Annotated in this window: 17 protein-coding genes; 10 read left to right on the forward strand and 7 right to left on the reverse strand. The window is 61.9% G+C overall.

Going from position 1 to position 17,828, the window contains the following annotated elements; genetic code table 11:
* Positions 1–37 precede the first annotated feature (37 nt).
* Both nudB and GWK36_RS05180 read left to right on the forward strand, forming a co-directional pair.
* Entirely contained in the window at positions 38–538 is a 501-nt protein-coding gene (nudB, locus tag GWK36_RS05175) for a dihydroneopterin triphosphate diphosphatase (protein WP_166270235.1), read from the forward strand.
* Between the two features lie 148 nt (positions 539–686).
* Positions 687–1,184, forward strand: coding sequence for a low molecular weight protein-tyrosine-phosphatase (locus GWK36_RS05180; RefSeq protein WP_166270236.1), 498 nt, complete (start codon positions 687–689; stop codon positions 1,182–1,184).
* A 171-nt stretch (positions 1,185–1,355) separates the two neighbouring features.
* On the opposite strand, the gene rne is transcribed toward GWK36_RS05180, so the two are convergent.
* The gene (rne, locus tag GWK36_RS05185) at positions 1,356–3,755 is read right to left on the reverse strand and encodes a ribonuclease E (RefSeq protein WP_246237699.1); all 2,400 of its coding nucleotides are present in this window, start codon (positions 3,753–3,755) and stop codon (positions 1,356–1,358) included.
* Between the two features lie 610 nt (positions 3,756–4,365).
* On the opposite strand from rne, the gene GWK36_RS05190 reads away from it, so the two are divergent.
* The 3 genes from GWK36_RS05190 to GWK36_RS05200 are packed head-to-tail and all read left to right on the forward strand — an operon-like array spanning position 4,366 to position 7,017.
* Positions 4,366–5,319, forward strand: coding sequence for an RluA family pseudouridine synthase (locus GWK36_RS05190; RefSeq protein WP_166270237.1), 954 nt, complete (start codon positions 4,366–4,368; stop codon positions 5,317–5,319).
* Positions 5,316–5,981 carry an HAD-IIIA family hydrolase gene (locus GWK36_RS05195; RefSeq protein WP_166270238.1) on the forward strand — a complete coding sequence of 222 codons (666 nt, stop codon included), beginning with the start codon at positions 5,316–5,318 and terminating at the stop codon, positions 5,979–5,981. The genes GWK36_RS05190 and GWK36_RS05195 overlap by 4 nt, the downstream gene beginning before the upstream one ends.
* A gap of 28 nt (positions 5,982–6,009) precedes the next feature.
* Positions 6,010–7,017 carry a S49 family peptidase gene (locus tag GWK36_RS05200; RefSeq protein ID WP_425482791.1) on the forward strand — a complete coding sequence of 336 codons (1,008 nt, stop codon included), beginning with the start codon at positions 6,010–6,012 and terminating at the stop codon, positions 7,015–7,017.
* An 86-nt stretch (positions 7,018–7,103) separates the two neighbouring features.
* On the opposite strand, the gene GWK36_RS05205 is transcribed toward GWK36_RS05200, so the two are convergent.
* From GWK36_RS05205 to GWK36_RS05215, 3 genes are all read right to left on the reverse strand, one after another.
* Positions 7,104–7,709, reverse strand: a complete 606-nt coding sequence (locus tag GWK36_RS05205; RefSeq protein ID WP_166270240.1) for a hypothetical protein — start codon at positions 7,707–7,709, stop codon at positions 7,104–7,106.
* Between the two features lie 77 nt (positions 7,710–7,786).
* A complete protein-coding gene (locus tag GWK36_RS05210; protein ID WP_166270241.1) occupies positions 7,787–8,359 on the reverse strand; it encodes a thermonuclease family protein in 573 nt (190 codons plus the stop codon).
* Positions 8,360–8,385: 26 nt separating this feature from the next.
* Positions 8,386–8,589, reverse strand: coding sequence for a hypothetical protein (locus GWK36_RS05215; protein ID WP_210756863.1), 204 nt, complete (start codon positions 8,587–8,589; stop codon positions 8,386–8,388).
* 204 nt (positions 8,590–8,793) lie between these two features.
* On the opposite strand from GWK36_RS05215, the gene GWK36_RS05220 reads away from it, so the two are divergent.
* Positions 8,794–9,483 (forward strand): transposase, encoded by a 690-nt coding sequence (locus tag GWK36_RS05220; RefSeq protein ID WP_425482779.1) that lies wholly within the window; start codon positions 8,794–8,796, stop codon positions 9,481–9,483.
* Here the strand turns inward: GWK36_RS05220 and GWK36_RS15310 are convergent.
* Together GWK36_RS15310 and ppk1 are read right to left on the reverse strand one after the other, a co-directional pair.
* Complete coding sequence (locus tag GWK36_RS15310) at positions 9,447–9,839, reverse strand: hypothetical protein (RefSeq protein WP_246237701.1); 393 nt, start codon at positions 9,837–9,839, stop codon at positions 9,447–9,449. The two genes, GWK36_RS05220 and GWK36_RS15310, sit on opposite strands and share 37 nt — an antisense overlap.
* Before the next feature lie 127 nt (positions 9,840–9,966).
* Entirely contained in the window at positions 9,967–12,156 is a 2,190-nt protein-coding gene (gene ppk1, locus GWK36_RS05230; RefSeq protein WP_166270242.1) for a polyphosphate kinase 1, read from the reverse strand.
* 280 nt (positions 12,157–12,436) lie between these two features.
* On the opposite strand from ppk1, the gene sufB reads away from it, so the two are divergent.
* The 4 genes from sufB to GWK36_RS05250 are packed head-to-tail and all read left to right on the forward strand — an operon-like array spanning position 12,437 to position 16,412.
* A complete protein-coding gene (gene sufB / locus GWK36_RS05235; protein ID WP_166270243.1) occupies positions 12,437–13,882 on the forward strand; it encodes a Fe-S cluster assembly protein SufB in 1,446 nt (481 codons plus the stop codon).
* A gap of 20 nt (positions 13,883–13,902) precedes the next feature.
* The gene (gene sufC, locus GWK36_RS05240; protein ID WP_166270244.1) at positions 13,903–14,655 is read left to right on the forward strand and encodes a Fe-S cluster assembly ATPase SufC; all 753 of its coding nucleotides are present in this window, start codon (positions 13,903–13,905) and stop codon (positions 14,653–14,655) included.
* Positions 14,652–15,947, forward strand: coding sequence for a Fe-S cluster assembly protein SufD (gene sufD, locus GWK36_RS05245; RefSeq protein ID WP_166270245.1), 1,296 nt, complete (start codon positions 14,652–14,654; stop codon positions 15,945–15,947). The genes sufC and sufD overlap by 4 nt, the downstream gene beginning before the upstream one ends.
* Before the next feature lie 51 nt (positions 15,948–15,998).
* Positions 15,999–16,412, forward strand: coding sequence for an SUF system Fe-S cluster assembly protein (locus GWK36_RS05250; RefSeq protein WP_166270246.1), 414 nt, complete (start codon positions 15,999–16,001; stop codon positions 16,410–16,412).
* Between the two features lie 67 nt (positions 16,413–16,479).
* Here GWK36_RS05250 and GWK36_RS05255 read toward each other — a convergent pair whose 3' ends face one another.
* Complete coding sequence (locus GWK36_RS05255; protein ID WP_166270247.1) at positions 16,480–17,673, reverse strand: alkaline phosphatase family protein; 1,194 nt, start codon at positions 17,671–17,673, stop codon at positions 16,480–16,482.
* Between the last annotated feature and the right edge of the window lie 155 nt (positions 17,674–17,828).

Genomic DNA, 17,828 nt, shown 5'->3' on the forward strand with positions numbered 1-17,828 from the left:
TAACTGGCTTGCTGCGGTGTAGCAATAATTAGGCTCGATGAACGACCAGGTATTCCCTGTCCCTGCTGCCAGTCCTGTGCCGAGCAGCGGCCCCCCGAGGCGCAAGCGTCCGCAATCGGTACTGGTAGTGGTCTGTACCCAGGGCGGGGAGTTTTTGCTCCTGCGCCGCATCCGGCCCTCTGGGTTTTGGCAATCAATCACCGGCAGCCTCAACCCAGGGGAGACACCGAGACAGGCGGCAATGCGCGAGCTCTGGGAGGAGACAGGTCTATGGGCCGGTGGAGGGCTGATCGATCTCCACCAATCGACCTTGTTTCCGATCATCCCCCGCTGGCGCCACAGGTATGCGCCGAACGTCTGTTTCAACCGCGAATACCGCTTCGCCCTGATCCTGCCCTCGCGGCGGCTGGTAAGGCTCAACCCGCGCGAGCACAGCGCCTATCATTGGCTGAGGGCTGCAGAGGCCGCGGCCCTGACCGGTTCCTGGACCAATCGCACGGCCATCAAGCATCTGGCGGCAGCCTGGGGTTGGGGCTAGTAAGCAGCATGGCCCTCCATTGCCATGGGAGCGAACGGTGGCAGGTGTTTGGGAGAGAGCCGGATAGCGATGGGCAATCCGCCATCGACTGAGGCCCCGCTCTTGGATAATGGCTTTATCTCTTACTGTGGTCTTTTAAGGATCAGTCATGAACGCACCTCAGGCCGTCAAGGTCCTATTTGTCTGTATGGGCAATATATGCCGCTCGCCGACCGCCCAGGGTGTCTTGCGCAAACTGGTCAGGGATGAGGGGCTGGACCATTGCATCGAGATCGATTCCGCCGGCACCCACGCCTATCATCTGGGCGAGCCTCCAGACCCGCGGGCCCAGGAGACCGCCCGCGCCCGCGGGATCGATCTCAGCGACCTGCGTGCCCGCCAGGTCGAGCCGAATGACTTCGGTCGTTTTCACTATGTGGTGGCGATGGATCACGACAACTATGCGCGTTTGCGTCGCCTATGTCCGCCCGGGATGGAGGGCAGGCTGCATCTCCTGATGGATTTTGCGCCCGACCTGGGCGTCCACGAGGTCCCTGATCCCTATTACGGTGGGCAACGCGGTTTTGAACAGGTGTTTGACCTGATCGAGCTGGCCGCGCGCGGTCTATTGGATGACATCAAGGCTCGCTATCTGGGTAAGGATTGATTGGCACATCGCCTGAATCGGGCAGCAACTGCCAAGCTGCGTCGAGGCTGCACGCAGCCCGGCCGCCGACCAGTCAGGGGACGGGGCCGGTCGCTGGGTGTCTTGTCCCTTGTCCAACCCACTCCCCCTTGGCTAGGGGAGTGGTCTGGCTACTGCCAATGCATCGCCGGCTCAGGGTGGAGGATCGCGGTCCACGGCCTGACCTGAGCCCGCATCTGGGGGGGAAGGCGATGCAAGGCGATCCGCCTCTGCTCCCTCGGCGGGAAGGCGAGGACGAATATCTTGCATCGCTGATTCTTGGCTATCGGCCTCGTTCCTTTCCACTGCCTCCACACTATCACCCGTGGACTTGGTGACAGGCTGGCGGCGGTGGCGTCCGCCGCGCCGCCGGCGCGTCGAGCGTGGACGGGGGGATGTGGGCGAGTCATCAGCGTCCACAACACTGCTCACCGCGGGCTCGGCCTGACCGTTTGCGACAGCAGCCGCTTCGCCTGGACCCGGATCTATAACGCCGTTCTGAGGGGCCGATCCCTGATCAGCCGCTGATTCATCCGGGCGCGCGCTGCGCCGTGGCGGTCGCAACCGGCCATTGGGACGCGGCGCTCTGGCCCGCGGTTCATTCTCGCCCCGCTCCTGAAGTGCCATCGGCTCAGTAGAGGATATCTGATCGCTGGTCCCCTCTGCCCCCGGGATTTGTGGTACAGACCCCGGTTGGGGAGCTGGCCCAGGTCCTATCATGGCTGTATCTGGCTGCTCTGCCCGCGGTGCGGGCGGAGGAGTAGTAGGCTGCGTGGGGTGTACCGCCTGACTGGATGAGGTCTCGGCTGGACGCGACTGAAAGAGCCCAGTCCAGATGCGTTTGAGCAGGCTCTCGGACTCGCCGCGCCTGCCCTCTGGGTGACTACCGCCCCCTAACCCTGCGCTCGGGCACTCGGGCTGATGGGGTGCAGGGACGCTCGGAGCCATAAGCTTGACCGCCGGCTCCTCGGTGCGCGCCGGCTGGCTGGGCTTGACATAGGATGCAGTCAAGCGTGTCGGTTCAGGGACCTCTTTGATCCGGTAGCTGGTCTGCCCCTCCGACAAGCTGGCGGCGAGATCCTGGCTGCGAATGCGTTCGATCTTGTAGTCTGGCGTTTGCAGATGCTCATTGGGGATGAGCAGGACCTCGACGTCATGACGCTGCTCGATATCGAGGATGGCGCGGCGCTTTTCATTGAGCAGGAAGGTCGCGACGCTCACCGGAAGCTGGGCCTGGATGCGCTCGGTGCTCTCCTTGAGCGCTTCCTCCTCGATCAGACGCAGGATCGAGAGGGCGAGCGATTCGACGCTGCGGATGGTGCCTTGACCCTTGCAACGCGGGCAGACATCTTGGCTCGATTCGCCGAGCGATGGGCGCAGGCGCTGGCGCGACATCTCCAATAACCCAAAGCGAGAGATCCGCGCAATCTGCACCCGGGCGCGATCCTGCTTGAACGCCTCGCGCAGCCGCTCCTCGACCGCCCGCTGATGCTTGGGCGGGGTCATGTCGATGAAGTCGATGACAAACAGCCCTCCCAGATCGCGCAGACGCAATTGCCGGGCGATCTCGTCGGCGGCCTCCAGGTTGGTATTGAGGGCGGTCTCTTCGATGTCGGCGCCCTTGGTGGCGCGCGCCGAGTTGATATCGATCGAGGTCAGGGCCTCGGTATGATCGATGACGATCGAGCCGCCGGAGGGCAAACGCACCTCGCGCTGGAAGGCCGATTCGATCTGGCTCTCGATCTGATAGCGGGTAAAGAGCGGTACCTCATCCTGATAAAGCCGCAGTTTTTTGAGGTTTTGCGGCATGACCTGGCGGATGAAGTTCTCGGCCCGCTCATAGACCGCGCGGTCATCGATGACGATCTCGCCGATGTCAGCGCGCAGATAGTCGCGGATCGAGCGGATGATTACATCGCTCTCTTGGTAGATCAGGAAGGGTGCCTTGCGGCCCTCGCTCGAGTTGAGGATCGCCTGCCAGAGCTGGAGCAGATAATCCAGGTCCCATTGCAGCTCCTCGACGCTCTTGCCGACACCGGCGGTGCGCACGATGAGCCCCATGTCCTCGGGGATCTTGAGCTGGCTCATCGCCTGGCGCAGCTCGGCGCGATCTGGGCCTTCGATGCGCCGCGACACGCCGCCGGCCCGGGGGTTATTGGGCATCAAGACCAGATAGCGCCCAGCCAAGGAGATAAAAGTCGTCAGGGCCGCGCCCTTGCTGCCGCGTTCCTCCTTGTCGATCTGGACGATGACCTCGCGCCCTTCCTTGACCGCCTCTTTGATGTTGATGCGGCTGCCCGGCTTGAGCGCCTCCGGCTCCAGATAGGCACGCGCGATCTCCTTGAGCGGCAAGAAACCGTGGCGCTCGGCACCATAATCGACGAAGGCGGCTTCGAGGCTGGGTTCGACCCGGGTGATGACGCCTTTATAGATATTGGCCTTTTTTTGTTCGCGTCCGGGCGTCTCGATATCGAGGTTGTAGAGCAACTGTCCATCGACAGTCGCCACGCGCAACTCCTCCGGTTGAGTTGCATTGATCAGCATGCGTTTCATGTGATGTTTTATCCTGCATACCGCGGCGCAGGACCTACCGCCGGGCGCCAGCCCTGATCGCGGAACTGTTGAGAACCGCGCGTGCGCGATCTTGGGCGCGGGCAAGGGATCGGATGGGTCTGCGCCGGTGAATCATGGTTGACGGGCATCCAGCGATGCCCGCCTCTCCTGCGGGATTTGTCCCCGCTATAGAACGGCTGACGTGATACCGGCAGCGCTGGCCGCTGCGACACGCACCCCAACGGGCGCTGGGTGTAGAATGCAACCGCGCTCGGCATGGAGATCGGGCGGGATGGCATAGATACGCCCGGTGAATGCGCGTGGATGTCGGTGCCGGTGCGAGGGCCTTGGGCCAGACGGGCGCCGTTTGGATAGGCGTCGGGTGCGGGTCCATGAATGCACGTGCCGTTCCGATATGTGTCTGCGATCACTGGGCCAGCGCAAGTTAACAATGGTATCAATGAACCCTATTGACAGCAATTGAGCGATTGGTTTGGGTTTGGAATGGTTTGGATCGAGGTCACCGGCGCAGCCGGCCCTTGCAGCGAGGAATCAGGTGAGTTCAGCAGTATCGAGGTCAGCCAGCACACGCCCTGCAGGAGATGGGGGGGTGAGTACAGCGGTGCAATATATTGTGGTCGATGCCGAGGCCGAGGGTCAGCGCATCGATAACTTCCTGCGGCGGGTGCTCAAGGGGGTACCGCCGAGCCATCTCTACCGCCTGCTCAGGCGCGGGGAGGTACGGGTCAATCAAGGGCGGGTGCGGGCCGATCACCGGCTATGCGCGGGCGACGAGGTGCGCATCCCGCCGGTGCGTCTCGGCGCCCCGCTTCCACCGCCGGAACATGCCCCCCATCAGCTCGCCTGGTTGGAACGCGCCATCCTGCATGAGGACGAGCGCCTATTGATCATCGACAAACCGGCGGGTTTGGCGGTACATGGCGGCAGCGGCCTGAGTTTCGGCCTGATCGAGTCGCTGCGTCTGCTACGCCCAGGCTGTGAACTCGAACTGGTCCATCGGCTCGATCGCGAGACCTCAGGTTGTCTTGTGGTCTGCAAACGCCGCAGCACCCTGCGCGAGCTCCATGCCCTGATCCGCGAGGGTCGAATGGAGAAACGCTATCTGGCCCTATTGGTGGGCGAGTTACCGCGATCGACGGTGCTGGTCGAGGCTCCGCTCAAAAAGAACGTCTTGGCGAGCGGCGAGCGGATGGTCCAGGTCGATCATCAATCCGGCAAGCCGGCGCGTACCCGCTTGCGGCGGCTGGCGCGTTTCATGGCGGATGACCGGGCCTTGACCCTGGCCGAGGCGGAGCTCCTGACCGGACGCACCCATCAGATCCGCGTCCATGCCGCCCATCTCGGTCTGCCGTTAGCCGGCGATCCCAAGTATGGCGATGAGGCCGCCAACCGCTGTCTGAAGGCGCGTGGTCTCGCCCGTCTCTTTCTCCATGCCGTAGCGCTCGGCTTTCAGCTCTCCTCCATGTCTCAGCCCTTGCGCATCGAAGCCCCTGTGCCCGCGGCCCTGCGCGGGTTTCTAGATACGCTCGGGGCCCGCTCATGAACCTGGCGCTGATCGTCTTCGATTGGGACGGGACCCTGATGGACTCGGAGGCGCGGATCGTCGCCTGCCTCCAGGCCGCCTTTCGCGACCTGGGATGGCCCGCGCTTCCTGCCGAACAGGCCCGCGAGGTGATCGGTCTCGGTCTAGAAGAGGCCTTGGCCCATCTGCTGCCGCAGGGCGATGTCGAGCAACGCGCCGAGCTCGCGCGCCGCTATCGTGCGCATTTTCTCGGCGACGACCAGATCCCCTCCGAGCTTTTTCCTGGGGCGCGCGAGACCCTGAACTGGCTTGCCGAACAGGGCTATCTGCTGGCCGTGGCCACAGGTAAGAGCCGGGTGGGGCTCAATAAGTCATTGGCCGAATCTGGACTTGCGGGGATCTTCGCCGCTACCCGGACCGCCGATGAAACCCGCTCCAAGCCCCATCCCCAGATGCTGCTCGAACTCATGGACGAGCTCGGGGTGCGATCCACCGAGACCCTGATGATCGGCGATACCGAATACGACCTCGAGATGGCGCACAATGCCGGCGTTGTGGCGCTCGCGGTCTGTCATGGCGTCCATCCCCCCGATCGCCTGCTGGCCTGCAAGCCCTTAGCCTGTCTGGACTCGCTATGGGCGGTGCGTGCCTGGCTCGCCGCCCATGCCCACTGTATCAACTGACCAAGAGGCAAGCTCTCTGTCCATGAAACTGGATTGGAAACCTGTAAAGACCAAGGATACCCCCCTGCCGGACCCCAGCCATCCCGAATGGGAGCGCGCCCTGATCAATCGCCTGGTGCTCGAATATCTCGCTGACCAGCGTCGGCGTCAACGCTGGTCGCTGATTTTGAAGCTCGGAGTGCTGCTTTATCTGATCGGCCTGCTGATCGTCGCTAGTCTGCCGGCGGTAACTGACCTGACCAAGATCAACGAAGAACACACCGCGCTGATCGAGGTCAATGGGATCCTCGCGCCCGAGGCCGATGCCAGCGCCGAGCGGATTATCGCCGCCCTGCGCGCCGCCTTCGAAAACAAGCACGTCAAGGGGATCATCTTGGCCATTAACAGCCCAGGGGGCAGCCCGGTCCAGGCTGGTATGATCTATGACGAGATCAAGCGGCTCAAAGAGAAATACCAAAAGGACAAGGGGCGCGACCTACCGGTCTATGCGGTGGCCATAGACCTGTGCGCCTCTGGCGGCTATTACGTCGCCGCCGCCGCCGATGCCATCTATGTCAATCCAGCCAGCCTGGTGGGCTCGATTGGGGTGCGGCTCAGCAGCTTTGGTTTTCAGAAGGCGATGGAAGAGCTGGGGATCGAGCGGCGCCTGCTGACCGCCGGCACCAACAAGGGCATCCTCGATCCCTTCTCGCCGCTTCCCGAGCCGCAACGCGCCTTTCTCCAAAGGGTGCTCGAACGCCTGCATCAGCAGTTTATCGCCGCAGTCAAGGCCGGGCGCGGTGAGCGGCTGAAGGGCGGGGATGAGCTGTTCAGCGGTCTCTTCTGGAGCGGTGACCAGGCCGTTGAGCTGGGCCTGGCCGATGGCCTGGGCAGCGCCTCCCAGGTCGCACGCGAGCAGATCGGCGCCGAAAAGATCGTTGAATATAGCAAAAAACGCGACCTGTTGGACGCGCTCACCCGGCGGTTCGGGGCCATGATGACCCTGGGATTCATAGAAGCGCTGGGGCTGGGGGGAGAGGGGCTTGCTCGCTATTGAGCGAGATACTGCGGACTGAGCTCTGGCTATAAGGGTGTGCGACCTCAATAGCGGGCCGCCAGATACATGCGGTATAGAGGACCGGATCAAGGGGTCAAGGCCGCGCGAACGGCATCTAGATCCAGGCGTTCGAGATAGGCATCGAGTGGTTTGGGATCGGTCAGGCCTTGACCCTTGGCCTCGATCACTAGCCGCCCGCCGATCAAAAGTGTCAGGGTATAGTCCTGGCTGCCAGGGGCATGTTCAAGCAATCCCCGCTGACCCCTGAAGGCATAAGGCTTCATATTCGGGTTGCTCTGCATGATCAAGGGCATGGACAGCGCTGCAGTCAACATGGACAGCAAGGGCGAGTCCGCCAAGATGTTCAAAACAACGTTGGCGCCATCGTCGCGCCAGTAGCGGCGGCTGAGGCTCGTACCGGCGATCATGGTCGCCAAGCCCCCCGTCTGGGCCTCAGGTGCGTCCGCCTTCCAGCCCGGCAGGGGCTCGGGCAAGAGCCGCGCAAGATGGGCGGCCATCTGTTCCTGGATCTTGGCGATGGCGAAATTGAGCGCATCGATAGCTGGGCGGTATTGCCCAGCCTCATAAGACTTGCGCGCGGTCTCGATCTGGTCGAGTACCTCATCGCCCTGGGCGCGGGCTAGGGCGGCAAGTGCTAGCAAAAGGGCAAGGGCCTGCGCCGAGCGTTTCATGGTTCGTCTCCACAAGGGTTGATTCGTCCGCCGCAACCTATCCAGCGCCTCTGTCTCGATTTCTCGATGCTGGCTGTTCAGCGCTCGCGTTGGCGGTAGCGCCAAGGGGTCTGCTGTTCGCCCGGGCGGCTCCAGATCCCACATTTGGCCCGTTTGGCCTCACGCTCGGCGCTGGCATAACGCGGGTTGTCGCAATATTGGTCATAGACCGCTGCCTGGCCCGCTTTGACCTGTTCCAGGTTGAGGAGCCGCGGACTGGCCTCGACCGTATAGACCTCACCGACGATCCGACCATAGCGATCATGGTCGATCTTGACCAGCTTGACCTCGCGCGGAGTGATGGAGCTCAGATGGGCGCGTGAGCGCTCACCCCAGGGGCTTTGTCCCATCTCGGGGGCATCGATGCAATAGAGCCTGACCTTGACCGGTTTGAACCCACAGCGCAGTTGCAGGGTATCGCCGTCGCTGACCCGCTCGACCCGGCAGGTCTGACCGCTTGCACCCAGCGTCCAGCCGGCGGGGATCAGGTCCGCTGTCCAAGCGATGATGGCTGCGGCTACCGTGCCTGCTAGCATCAGCGGCAGGCCAAGACGCCGGCGGATCAGGGCGGTGAGATGGCGTTTGAGCAGGGTTTGCGGTCTTTGGGTCATGGGGTCACCTCACCCCCAGTCTGCTCTCAAGAAAGTGCGCAAACAGGCGCACTGTGCTCTTCCTGCCCCGAATGCGGAGCGCATTCGTCTCTGACAGGCGTGACTTTCCCGACTACGGCAGAGACCCTCTCTGCTGTAGCGCCGCCGTTACCGGACGGACTCGCCACGGGTAGGGCAGTTGCGGTTGCCAGCCGTTTGAGATTGAGCGCGGCATTCTTGATAAGAAACACATGCTTTTGAAATTGAGTGAGCTGTCCTGATGTCGTGGGCATGGAAAGACGAGACATGAGATTGCTGTCGTTTGCGGCGCGCGAAGAGCGGCGGCGTAGCTGGACGTATGAAGCGATAGGCGCGCAGAGGGGATTGTTGGGCGCAGGGGTGTTCGACATCTGCAAAGGCTATGGGCGCGAAGGGGCCCAAGGGCTCAAGGAAAGGTGGGTGAGAAGCGGGCGCTGTTGGCGGAGCAGGACGCCCAGATACGCAAGCTCATGTGCGACGGGACACCGGATCAGCTGAAGCTGCCGTTTGCGCTGTGGAGCCGGCAGGCGGTGCGGCAGTTGATCCTCGACCGTTTTGGCATCGAGCTCAGGCCGCAGGGGGAGGGCAAGTACATGGTGCGCTGGGGATTGACGCCCCAGAAACCGATTCGGCGCGCCTATGAGCAAAGCCCGCCGGCGATCAAGACGCCCGAGATTCGCGTCACGCACCGTCGCGAAGGCCTGTCGGTGATCTCGACGCTGACCAACTGCGGCAAGGTGCCTTGGAAGGCGTTCGCGGGGGCGATGAACGCCGACATCCTGATCGACTTCATGAAGCGGCTCGTCAAGGACGCCAGGGGCAAGAAGATCTTCCTCATCCTCGACAACCTGCGCGTGCATCACACCAAGCCAGTCAAGGCGTGGCTGGCTGCATGCGCCAATCAAATCGAGGCGTCCTCCCTCCCCTCCTACAGCCCGGCACTGAACCCCAACGAGATGCTCAAGGCCACCATCACCGCGCAGGCGCCCTCCCGCGCCAAGGGCGATCTGAAGAAGGCGACCGTCAGCCACCTGCGCCGCCTTCTCAATTCCCCCCAACGCATCATGCGCTACTTCCAGCATCCCAAGCTCCATGATGCCGCGTAATATAAGTTCATTGGTTTCGGATCAATAAAGTTCAGGCCGCCGCCGATTTCCTCAACGAACTCAACATTCGACAAGCCTTTCGCCACATCAAACTCTTCCAACACCTTGCGCTGGTCGGCGAGGTCTGGCTTCTGCGCAGCACTGGATACGCGACAGTAGGCATCAATCCGCATTGGCTCTGATACCTTACTGCGCAAGCCAATCAACTCGCGGATTTGTGCCTCGCGACTGTTCGCGCCACCAGGATCAAACCCCCTTCGCGCTCCCAGCGTTGCAAGGTCTTGACCGAAACGCCAAGCCGCTTCGCCGCCTTGCCTGTGCCCATCATCGCGCTTTCCATGTGGAAAATTATCCACTATCACGCATAGCTTGTAATACTAGGGTTGGCTCCCTCCCACGCCATGCCCCCTCCCTTTGGGAGAGGGAAGAGAGAGGGAAGAGGGGCGAGTTTTGAATTTGCAATCATGGCTTGCTATAGGTCCTTTAGGTCTCGCCGCTCGCCAATTCACGCAGGCGCCATTGGAAGTGGCTCAAAAGACGCGAGCGGATCTTTTTTTCCTTGTGTTTTGCTGCTGCGGCTAGGCGCTTCTCTGCCAAGAGGATCAAGGTCTCCTGCGCACCCTTTTGGGTGTCATCCTCGGGGATGCGTTGGGTATAGGTCCCGTCCGGGTGCATCTCCCAGGCCGAGCGGCGATCGGCGAGTTGAACGTCCAGGATCAACCTCAGCTCCTGACGCAGGTCGGGGCTTTCGACGGGCACCAAGACCTCGACCCGGCTTTCGAGGTTGCGCCGCATCATGTCCGCCGAACCGATGTAATACTCCTCATCACCATCGTTGTGGAAATACAGGATGCGCGCATGTTCCAGAAAACGCCCGACGATGGAGATCACCCGCGCGCGTTCGCTCAAACCGGGTATCCCAGGGCGGAAGCGGCAGGTGTCGCGCACGATCAGATCGATCTGGACGCCGGCACGCGCCGCCTTGTAGAGCGCGCGTGTGACATCTGGGTCTTCGAGGGCGTTCATCTTCATCTGGATGAGGCCGTTGCCCGATCGTCTCTGATGTTCGATCTCGCGGTGGATCTTGTCCAGGATGGCACGCTTCAGGGTATAGGGAGCGGCCAGGATCTTGCGATAGCTCGGCGGCGGTGAGTAGCCGGTGAGATAGTTGAAGAGCTCGGTCAGGTCTTGGCCGATCTCCTCTTCGCAGCCCAGCATCCCAAGGTCGGTATAGAGCTTGGCGGTCCCAGGATGATAGTTGCCGGTGCCGATATGGTAGTAACGGCGTAGCTGCGAATAATCGCGTCGTACCACGAAGATCAGCTTGCTGTGGGTCTTGAGACCCATCACGCCATAATTGACATGGATGCCTTCGGACTCCAGGCGCCTGGCCCATTGGATATTAGCCGCCTCATCGAACCGCGCCTTGAGCTCCACCAAGACGGCCACCTGTTTGCCGTTGCGTGCTGCCTGGATCAATGAATCCAGGATGGCTCCGCCCGAGGTGCGATAGAGCGTCATCTTGATCGCCAAGACCTTGGGGTCTTCGGAGGCGGTACGCAAGAAGCGCTCGACCGAGGTACTGAAAGGCTGATAGGGATGCTGGAGCAGGATCGGGCCGTGCTCGCGGATGATATGAAAGATATTGCGCCGGTCATTGGCCAGGAGCGGGTGATCGACCGGGCGATGGGGACGGTCATGGAGCTCGGGGCGTTCGATCGCTGCTAGCTCGAAGAGGTCGCGCATCGCCATCAGCCCCTCGACCTCGATCACATCCTCGGCCTCGTTGAGGCCAAGCTCGGCGGCTAGCATCCCGCGATGGGTTGGGTCCATGCCCGGTTCGACCTCCAGGCGCACGATGGGCGCAAAATGGCGCTCGCGCAGCTCGCTCTCGATCAGCTCCAAGAGGTCATTGGCTGCCTCGACGTCCGGTTCGACGATGGCATTGCGCGTGACCCGAAAGAGCTCGCAGGAGACGAACTCCATCCCCGGGAACAGCATGTCGATATTGTTGACGATCAGGTCCTCGAGGGTCACATAGGTGTGGCTGCCATCGACCGCAATAAACCGCTTGGATACGTCCTTATGGACGGGGACCTTGACCCGCGCCATATAGACCTCGTTGCCGCCGGGAAAGCGCAGGGTGACCAGCAGATTGAGTGCCAGATTCGAGATGAAGGGGAAGGGGTGGGCGGGGTCCATCGCCAAGGGGGTGAGCATAGGGAAGATATTGGCGCGAAAATGCTCGCGCAGCCTGGTCTGGGTGTCTTTCGGTAAGGCGCTGTAGGGTGAAATGCGGATGTCATGGGCATCGAGCTTCCGCATGACCTCGCGATAGGCGCGCTCAAGATCGCTAAGAAAGGCGCGAACCGCCGTTTGACAGTCCTTGAGCTGCTGGACGGGGGTGCGGCCATCCACCCCAGGGGTATGGACGCCGGCGGCGATCTGTTGTTTCAGGCCCCCGATGCGCTTCATGAAGAATTCATCGAGGTTATTGCTGACGATGGCCAGGAACTTGACCCGTTCGAGCAAGGGGGTGCGCGGGTCCTCAGCTTCATGGAGCACACGGCGGTTGAAGGCCAGCCAGGTCAGCTCGCGGCTTAAGTACAGGCTGGGGTCATCGAGCTCCAGGCGGTCAGGGTCATCCTCGATGCGGGCATGGCTCGTGCTCATGGTGGTCCTGATCTCGGTGGATACGTGAAGATGGATCTGGCTGCAAGGATAGCGCCCGCCTGATGCAGGCGAGCGGTCATTGCAGGGGATTTTACATCGCCCGACATCTAGGGTCTTGGGACCGGATCGCCCGATCGGAATATAATCAAATTTTCATCAAATCGTCTCCATCCCAAAACCCAACACAGAGGCGGCCTTTGCAGACATTGATTCGGCCTACAGCGGGCACATATCCCGAACCCAACAGCGATCACTGAATATACGTGCGGAGCCAGGACCCATGAGCGGATCCCAAGCCCTCGAAGACATCGTCAACTCGGACTATGCGCATGGATTCGTCACCGAGATCGACTCCGATACCCTCCCGCCGGGCCTCAATGAGGAGATCATCCACGAGATCTCGCGGCGCAAGGGCGAACCGGGGTTTATGACCGAGCATCGGCTCAAGGCCTATCACCATTGGCTGACCATGCAGGAACCCAAATGGGCCTTCGTCGAGTATCCGCCCATCGATTTTCAGGCGATCTCTTATTATTCGGCCCCTAAGCGTCGCAAAGACGGGCCCAAGAGCCTGGACGAGGTCGATCCAGCCCTGATCGAGACCTATAACAAGCTGGGTATCCCTATCGAGGAGCAAAAGGCGCTTGCGGGGATCGCGGTCGATGCAGTCTTCGACAGCGTCTCGGTGGCGACCACCTTCCGCGAGACCCTGGCGCAGGCTGGGGTGATCTTCTGCTCGATCTCTGAGGCCCTGCGCGAACATCCCGAGCTTGTGCGCCAATATCTGGGGAGCGTGGTCCCCTATACGGATAATTTCTATGCCTGTCTCAACACAGCAGTCTTCAGCGATGGGACCTTCGTCTATATCCCGAAAGGCGTGCGCTGTCCGCTTGAGCTCTCGACCTATTTCCGCATCAATGCCCGCAACACCGGTCAGTTCGAACGCACCCTGATCATCGCCGATGCGGGCAGCTATGTGAGCTATCTCGAGGGCTGTACCGCACCCCAGCGCGATGAAAATCAGCTCCATGCCGCGGTGGTCGAGCTGATCGCCCTGGATGACGCCGAGATCAAATATTCCACGGTCCAAAACTGGTACCCCGGCGATGCCGAGGGGCGGGGTGGGATCTATAACTTTGTCACCAAGCGCGGAGATTGTCGGGGCGCGCGTTCCAAAATCTCTTGGACCCAGGTGGAGACGGGTTCGGCGATCACCTGGAAATATCCGAGCTGCATCCTGCGCGGTGAGGGCTCGGTCGGTGCCTTTTATTCGGTCGCAGTGACCAAGGGACATCAGCAGGCCGACACCGGCACCAAGATGATCCATCTCGGCAAGAACACGCGCTCGACCATCGTCTCCAAAGGGATCTCGGCGGGGTTCGGGCGCCAGACCTATCGCGGTCTGGTGCGGGTCGCTCAGCGCGCCGAGGGCGCGCGCAACCATACCCAATGCGACTCGCTCTTGATCGGCGACCGTTGTAGCGCCCATACCGTCCCCTATATCGAGGTGAAAAACCCCACCGCCCGCGTCGAACACGAGGCCACGACCTCCAAGATTAGCGAGGATCAGCTCTTTTATTGCCGCGCGCGCGGGCTCGATACCGAGGATGCGGTGTCGATGATCGTCAATGGCTTTTGCAAAGAGGTCTTTAATGAGCTGCCGATGGAGTTTGCGGTCGAGGCCCAGAAACTTTTGAGCATCAGCCTCGAAGGTGCGGTCGGTTAGGTCAATCCGGAGTATGCATCATGTTGTCTATCAAGGGCCTGCGGGCGAATGTCGGCGAACGTGAGATCCTCAAGGGTCTAGATCTGGAGGTTGGGCCGGGGGAGATCCATGCGATCATGGGTCCGAATGGCTCGGGTAAGAGCACGCTCGCCCATGTCCTGGCCGGGCGCGAGGGCTACTCGGTGACCTCGGGCTCGGTCGAATTCTTGGGCGAAGACCTTTTGGCGCTCACACCCGAGGAGCGGGCGCAACAGGGGCTCTTTCTGGCCTTTCAGTACCCCGTTGAGCTGCCCGGGGTCAATAACACCTATTTCTTAAAGACTGCGCTCAACAGCATCCGCAAGGCGCGCGGCGAGCCCGAGCTCGATGCCGTTTCCTTCATGCGCCTGATGCGTGAAAAACTGAAGATCCTGCATCTGGACGAGTCGCTGTTGAAACGCCCGGTCAATGTCGGCTTTTCGGGCGGCGAGAAGAAACGCAACGAAATCTTTCAAATGGCGATCTTGGAACCCAGATTGGCCATCCTGGATGAGACGGATTCGGGGCTCGACATCGACGCCCTGCGGGTGGTGGCCGATGGGGTCAATGCCCTGCGCTCGCCCGAGCGCGCCATGATCCTGGTCACGCACTATCAGCGTCTGCTCGACTATATCCAGCCGGATCATGTCCATGTCCTGGCAGGCGGGCGCATCATCCGCTCGGGCGGTCCTGAGCTGGCCCTTGAGCTCGAACAAAAGGGCTATGGCTGGATCGATGCGGGGCTTGCGGCATGAATGCACTGCTGGATGGCGGTCTGGAACGCTGGTTGGGACCGGCGGATGGTGATGCGCCCGACTGGTGGGTTGCACGTCGCCGACGGGCCTTGGTGTCCTTGGAAGGACGGCCATTGCCTCATGCCAAGGATGAGGCCTGGCGCTATACCAGCCTCAAGACCCTGCTAGAACAGGGATTCGCTGCGGTACCCACGCCTGCCGACCTGCCCGAAGCGGCGATCGACGCCTGTCTGATCCCAGGGTTGGATAGCCATCGCCTGATTCTAGTCGATGGATGTCTCAACCCCGCGCTCTCCTCGCCGACCCCCTTGCCGGCGGGGATCCAGATCTACAGCCTGCGTGGCTGGCTGGCCAAGGACCCCGATGCCCTGCGCGCCTGGCCCAGGGCGGTGGGCGATGGCGACGAGGCTTTCTTCACCCTGTTGAACGAGGCCGCACTTACGGATGGCCTGGCGATTCGCCTGGGCCCCGGGATCGTGCTCGATCAGCCCATCGAGATCATCCACATCTCATCTGGCGATCCCGAGCTGCGGGTGGTGCAGCCGCGCATCCTGGTCCATCTCGAAGCCGGCGCCCAGGCGGCCTTGATCGAGCGCTATATCGGACTCGGCGATGGCCCATCCTGTACCAATGCTGTCATCGAGGTCAGCCTGGCGCGCGATGCGCTCTTGCGCCATGAACGCATCCAGACCGAAGCCCCTGCTGCCTTTCATCTCAGCGGGCTCTATCTCGTCCAGGCAGAGGTTAGTCGCTATCAGGGGATCAACATCGGCCTTGGCGGGCGCTGGGCGCGTACCGAGCTTAATGCCCGACTCCAGGGGCGGGGTGCAGAATGCCTGCTTTGGGGGCTATATCTGGCGGGCACGGGACAATTGCTCGATTACCATCTCGATATCGCACATCAGGCACCCGCCTGCCGCAGCCTCGAACACTTCAAAGGCATCCTCGACGGGCAGGGGCGGGCGGTCTTCGATGGGCGGGTCTTGGTCGCGCGCGCTGCCCAACAGAGCGATGCCGCCATGACCAACCGCAACCTGATGCTCTCCGAGCAGGCCGAGGTCGATGCCAAGCCGCAGCTCGAAATCAACGCCGACGATGTGCAATGCAGCCACGGGACCACGGTCGGCCAGATCGAGCCGGAGCTTTTGTTTTATCTGCGCGCGCGCGGGATCGAGGCACAGCTTGCGCGCCGGATGCTGTGTCTGGGTTTTGCTGGCGAGATCATCGATCAGTTCGCCGATGAATCATTGCGCGGCTCTCTCACCGCTGCCATCGATCGGCGCTTGGGTTGAGGTGGGTGGCGGTGCGTCACTAGCTTGGTTTTGATGAGGCGAGAAACCATCATGAACAGATTGGCGCGTCTGGCGGGCTTTGGCCAGGATGGGGGAGACACCGAGCAGGAGGGGAGACGCGAGTCCAGCGATCAAGGGGTAGCGGTCGAGCGCATCGACCCAGAGGAACTGCGCGAACCGATCATCGCGGCGCTGCGTACCGTCCATGACCCCGAGATCCCCGTCAATCTCTATGACCTGGGGCTCATCTATCGCATCGAGATCGCGTCCAATGGCAACGTAGCGATCGATATGACCCTGACTGCCCCTGGCTGTCCGGTTGCAGGGATGATGCCCTTGATGGTGAAACGCGCGGTCGAGCAGGTCGAGGGAGTAGGGGAGGTCGAGGTCCATCTCGTCTGGGATCCGCCTTGGAATCAGGAGCGCATGAGCGATGAGGTACGATTGCAGCTTGGGCTGATGTGAGCTTTAGATGCACAGGGCACGCTCTACAGTTGGGTCATGCGGGTGGGGCGCCCGCGCCCCCCAGGCATTACAGCCAAAAGGCGCACAGCGGTACCCACAGCTCAGCGGTGCTTAAGCCGCCGTGCACCCCGATCTGCACCAGTCGCTCCTCTAAGGGCAGGGTGTGGCGGATGATGTAACCCTCACGCGGCAGCAGACAATAATCACCGACCCGTTCCCAGATCCGCGGATGGGCAGGGCCGGGCCCAAGATAGCCCTCGGCGATCAGCTCGTGGCTTGGCGCGGGCTCAATGATCCCGTCCAGTCGATCGCGACAATAGGATTCAAGACGCTGTTGCGCGCCGGCGCGCACATACGCCCAGGCCGCGCGCGGCTCGCCGCAGAGGGGCAAGACCAAACACTCGGCAAGCGCTGGGTGATCCGCAAGATCGATGACCGCCTGGGGTTCTACATCGATCTGACCGTGATCAGCGGTGACCACCAGCACCGTATCCGTGTCCTTTGCGGCGCTTAAGAACCCCTCTAAGGCCTGTTCGATCTCGGCAAGATGGACCTGCGCCGCCGCGCTCTCGATCCCTTGTTCGTGCCCGATCGCATCCAGCCTCGGCCAATAGAGATAGAGATACCGCCGTTCCTGGGAGATCCGCCAGCGCCCCCAACGTCGGCGCGGGCGGATCAGGCGCAGGGTACGGTTAAACATCTCTTCCAATGAGTCAAAGCCATAGACCTCGCCGCAGCCGATGAGCGCCCGGTTGAAATCCGAATCGGCGATCCAGCCGGGGGCCAAGGCGATCCCGCGCGTCTGGATGCGGTCGAAGAGCGAGGGCAGGCCGAGCAATCGCTGGGGATCGATCCCTGCCCGGCGATAGGAGACACCGCCGTAACGCGGGCGCCCCGGCAAGACCGCCAACACCGCCCCAAGCTCGGCGAAATAGGTAAACCAGCCGGTCAGCCCGTGTTCGAGCGGCGAGCAGCCGGTCAGCACCGTCGCGATCGCCGAGGTAGTCGTGGGGGGAAAGACCGAGCTGATCGCCCCAATCCGCGCCCGGCTCAGGATCCCATCTGGGGCATGGCGGGCAAGCCAGGCATCGCCCAACCCATCGATGACCAAAAGGATCAGGTTGGTGACGCGCTTGAGGTCCTCGAGATCAAGCCCGGCGAGCGGTGGGTGTGCGCTCACCCACCCACGCGCCTCGATCAGGCTGCTCATCAGGTTGAGGAGACCCTGGCCGGTGTAGTCGGGTTTGGGTAGATCATTCATAGGCCGTTGTTGGAGAGGGGCGGTGCCCAAAGGGGTTCATCGATTGCTGCCTGTTGCAATGAGGGGTTAGGTGCGCACTGCGCACCCTCTACAGTTGGGTCATGGGGGCGAAACGGCTGCACTCGCATCTCATGTCTTGAGGATGCCCGATGCGG

It is taken from the genome of Caldichromatium japonicum (assembly GCF_011290485.1).
In the GTDB taxonomy this organism is placed as follows: Bacteria; Pseudomonadota; Gammaproteobacteria; order Chromatiales; family Chromatiaceae; genus Thermochromatium; species Thermochromatium japonicum.

Bases quoted from the DNA above. Each gene is read 5' to 3' on its own strand.
- nudB (WP_166270235.1), top strand. From the start codon at position 38: ATGAACGACCAGGTATTCCCTGTCCCTGCTGCCAGTCCTGTGCCGAGC.
- GWK36_RS05180 (WP_166270236.1), top strand. From the start codon at position 687: ATGAACGCACCTCAGGCCGTCAAGGTCCTATTTGTCTGTATGGGCAAT.
- rne (WP_246237699.1), bottom strand. From the start codon at position 3,755: ATGAAACGCATGCTGATCAATGCAACTCAACCGGAGGAGTTGCGCGTG.
- GWK36_RS05195 (WP_166270238.1), top strand. From the start codon at position 5,316: ATGAACCTGGCGCTGATCGTCTTCGATTGGGACGGGACCCTGATGGAC.
- GWK36_RS05205 (WP_166270240.1), bottom strand. From the start codon at position 7,709: ATGAAACGCTCGGCGCAGGCCCTTGCCCTTTTGCTAGCACTTGCCGCC.
- GWK36_RS05210 (WP_166270241.1), bottom strand. From the start codon at position 8,359: ATGACCCAAAGACCGCAAACCCTGCTCAAACGCCATCTCACCGCCCTG.
- ppk1 (WP_166270242.1), bottom strand. From the start codon at position 12,156: ATGAGCACGAGCCATGCCCGCATCGAGGATGACCCTGACCGCCTGGAG.
- sufB (WP_166270243.1), top strand. From the start codon at position 12,437: ATGAGCGGATCCCAAGCCCTCGAAGACATCGTCAACTCGGACTATGCG.
- sufC (WP_166270244.1), top strand. From the start codon at position 13,903: ATGTTGTCTATCAAGGGCCTGCGGGCGAATGTCGGCGAACGTGAGATC.
- sufD (WP_166270245.1), top strand. From the start codon at position 14,652: ATGAATGCACTGCTGGATGGCGGTCTGGAACGCTGGTTGGGACCGGCG.
- GWK36_RS05250 (WP_166270246.1), top strand. From the start codon at position 15,999: ATGAACAGATTGGCGCGTCTGGCGGGCTTTGGCCAGGATGGGGGAGAC.
- GWK36_RS05255 (WP_166270247.1), bottom strand. From the start codon at position 17,673: ATGAATGATCTACCCAAACCCGACTACACCGGCCAGGGTCTCCTCAAC.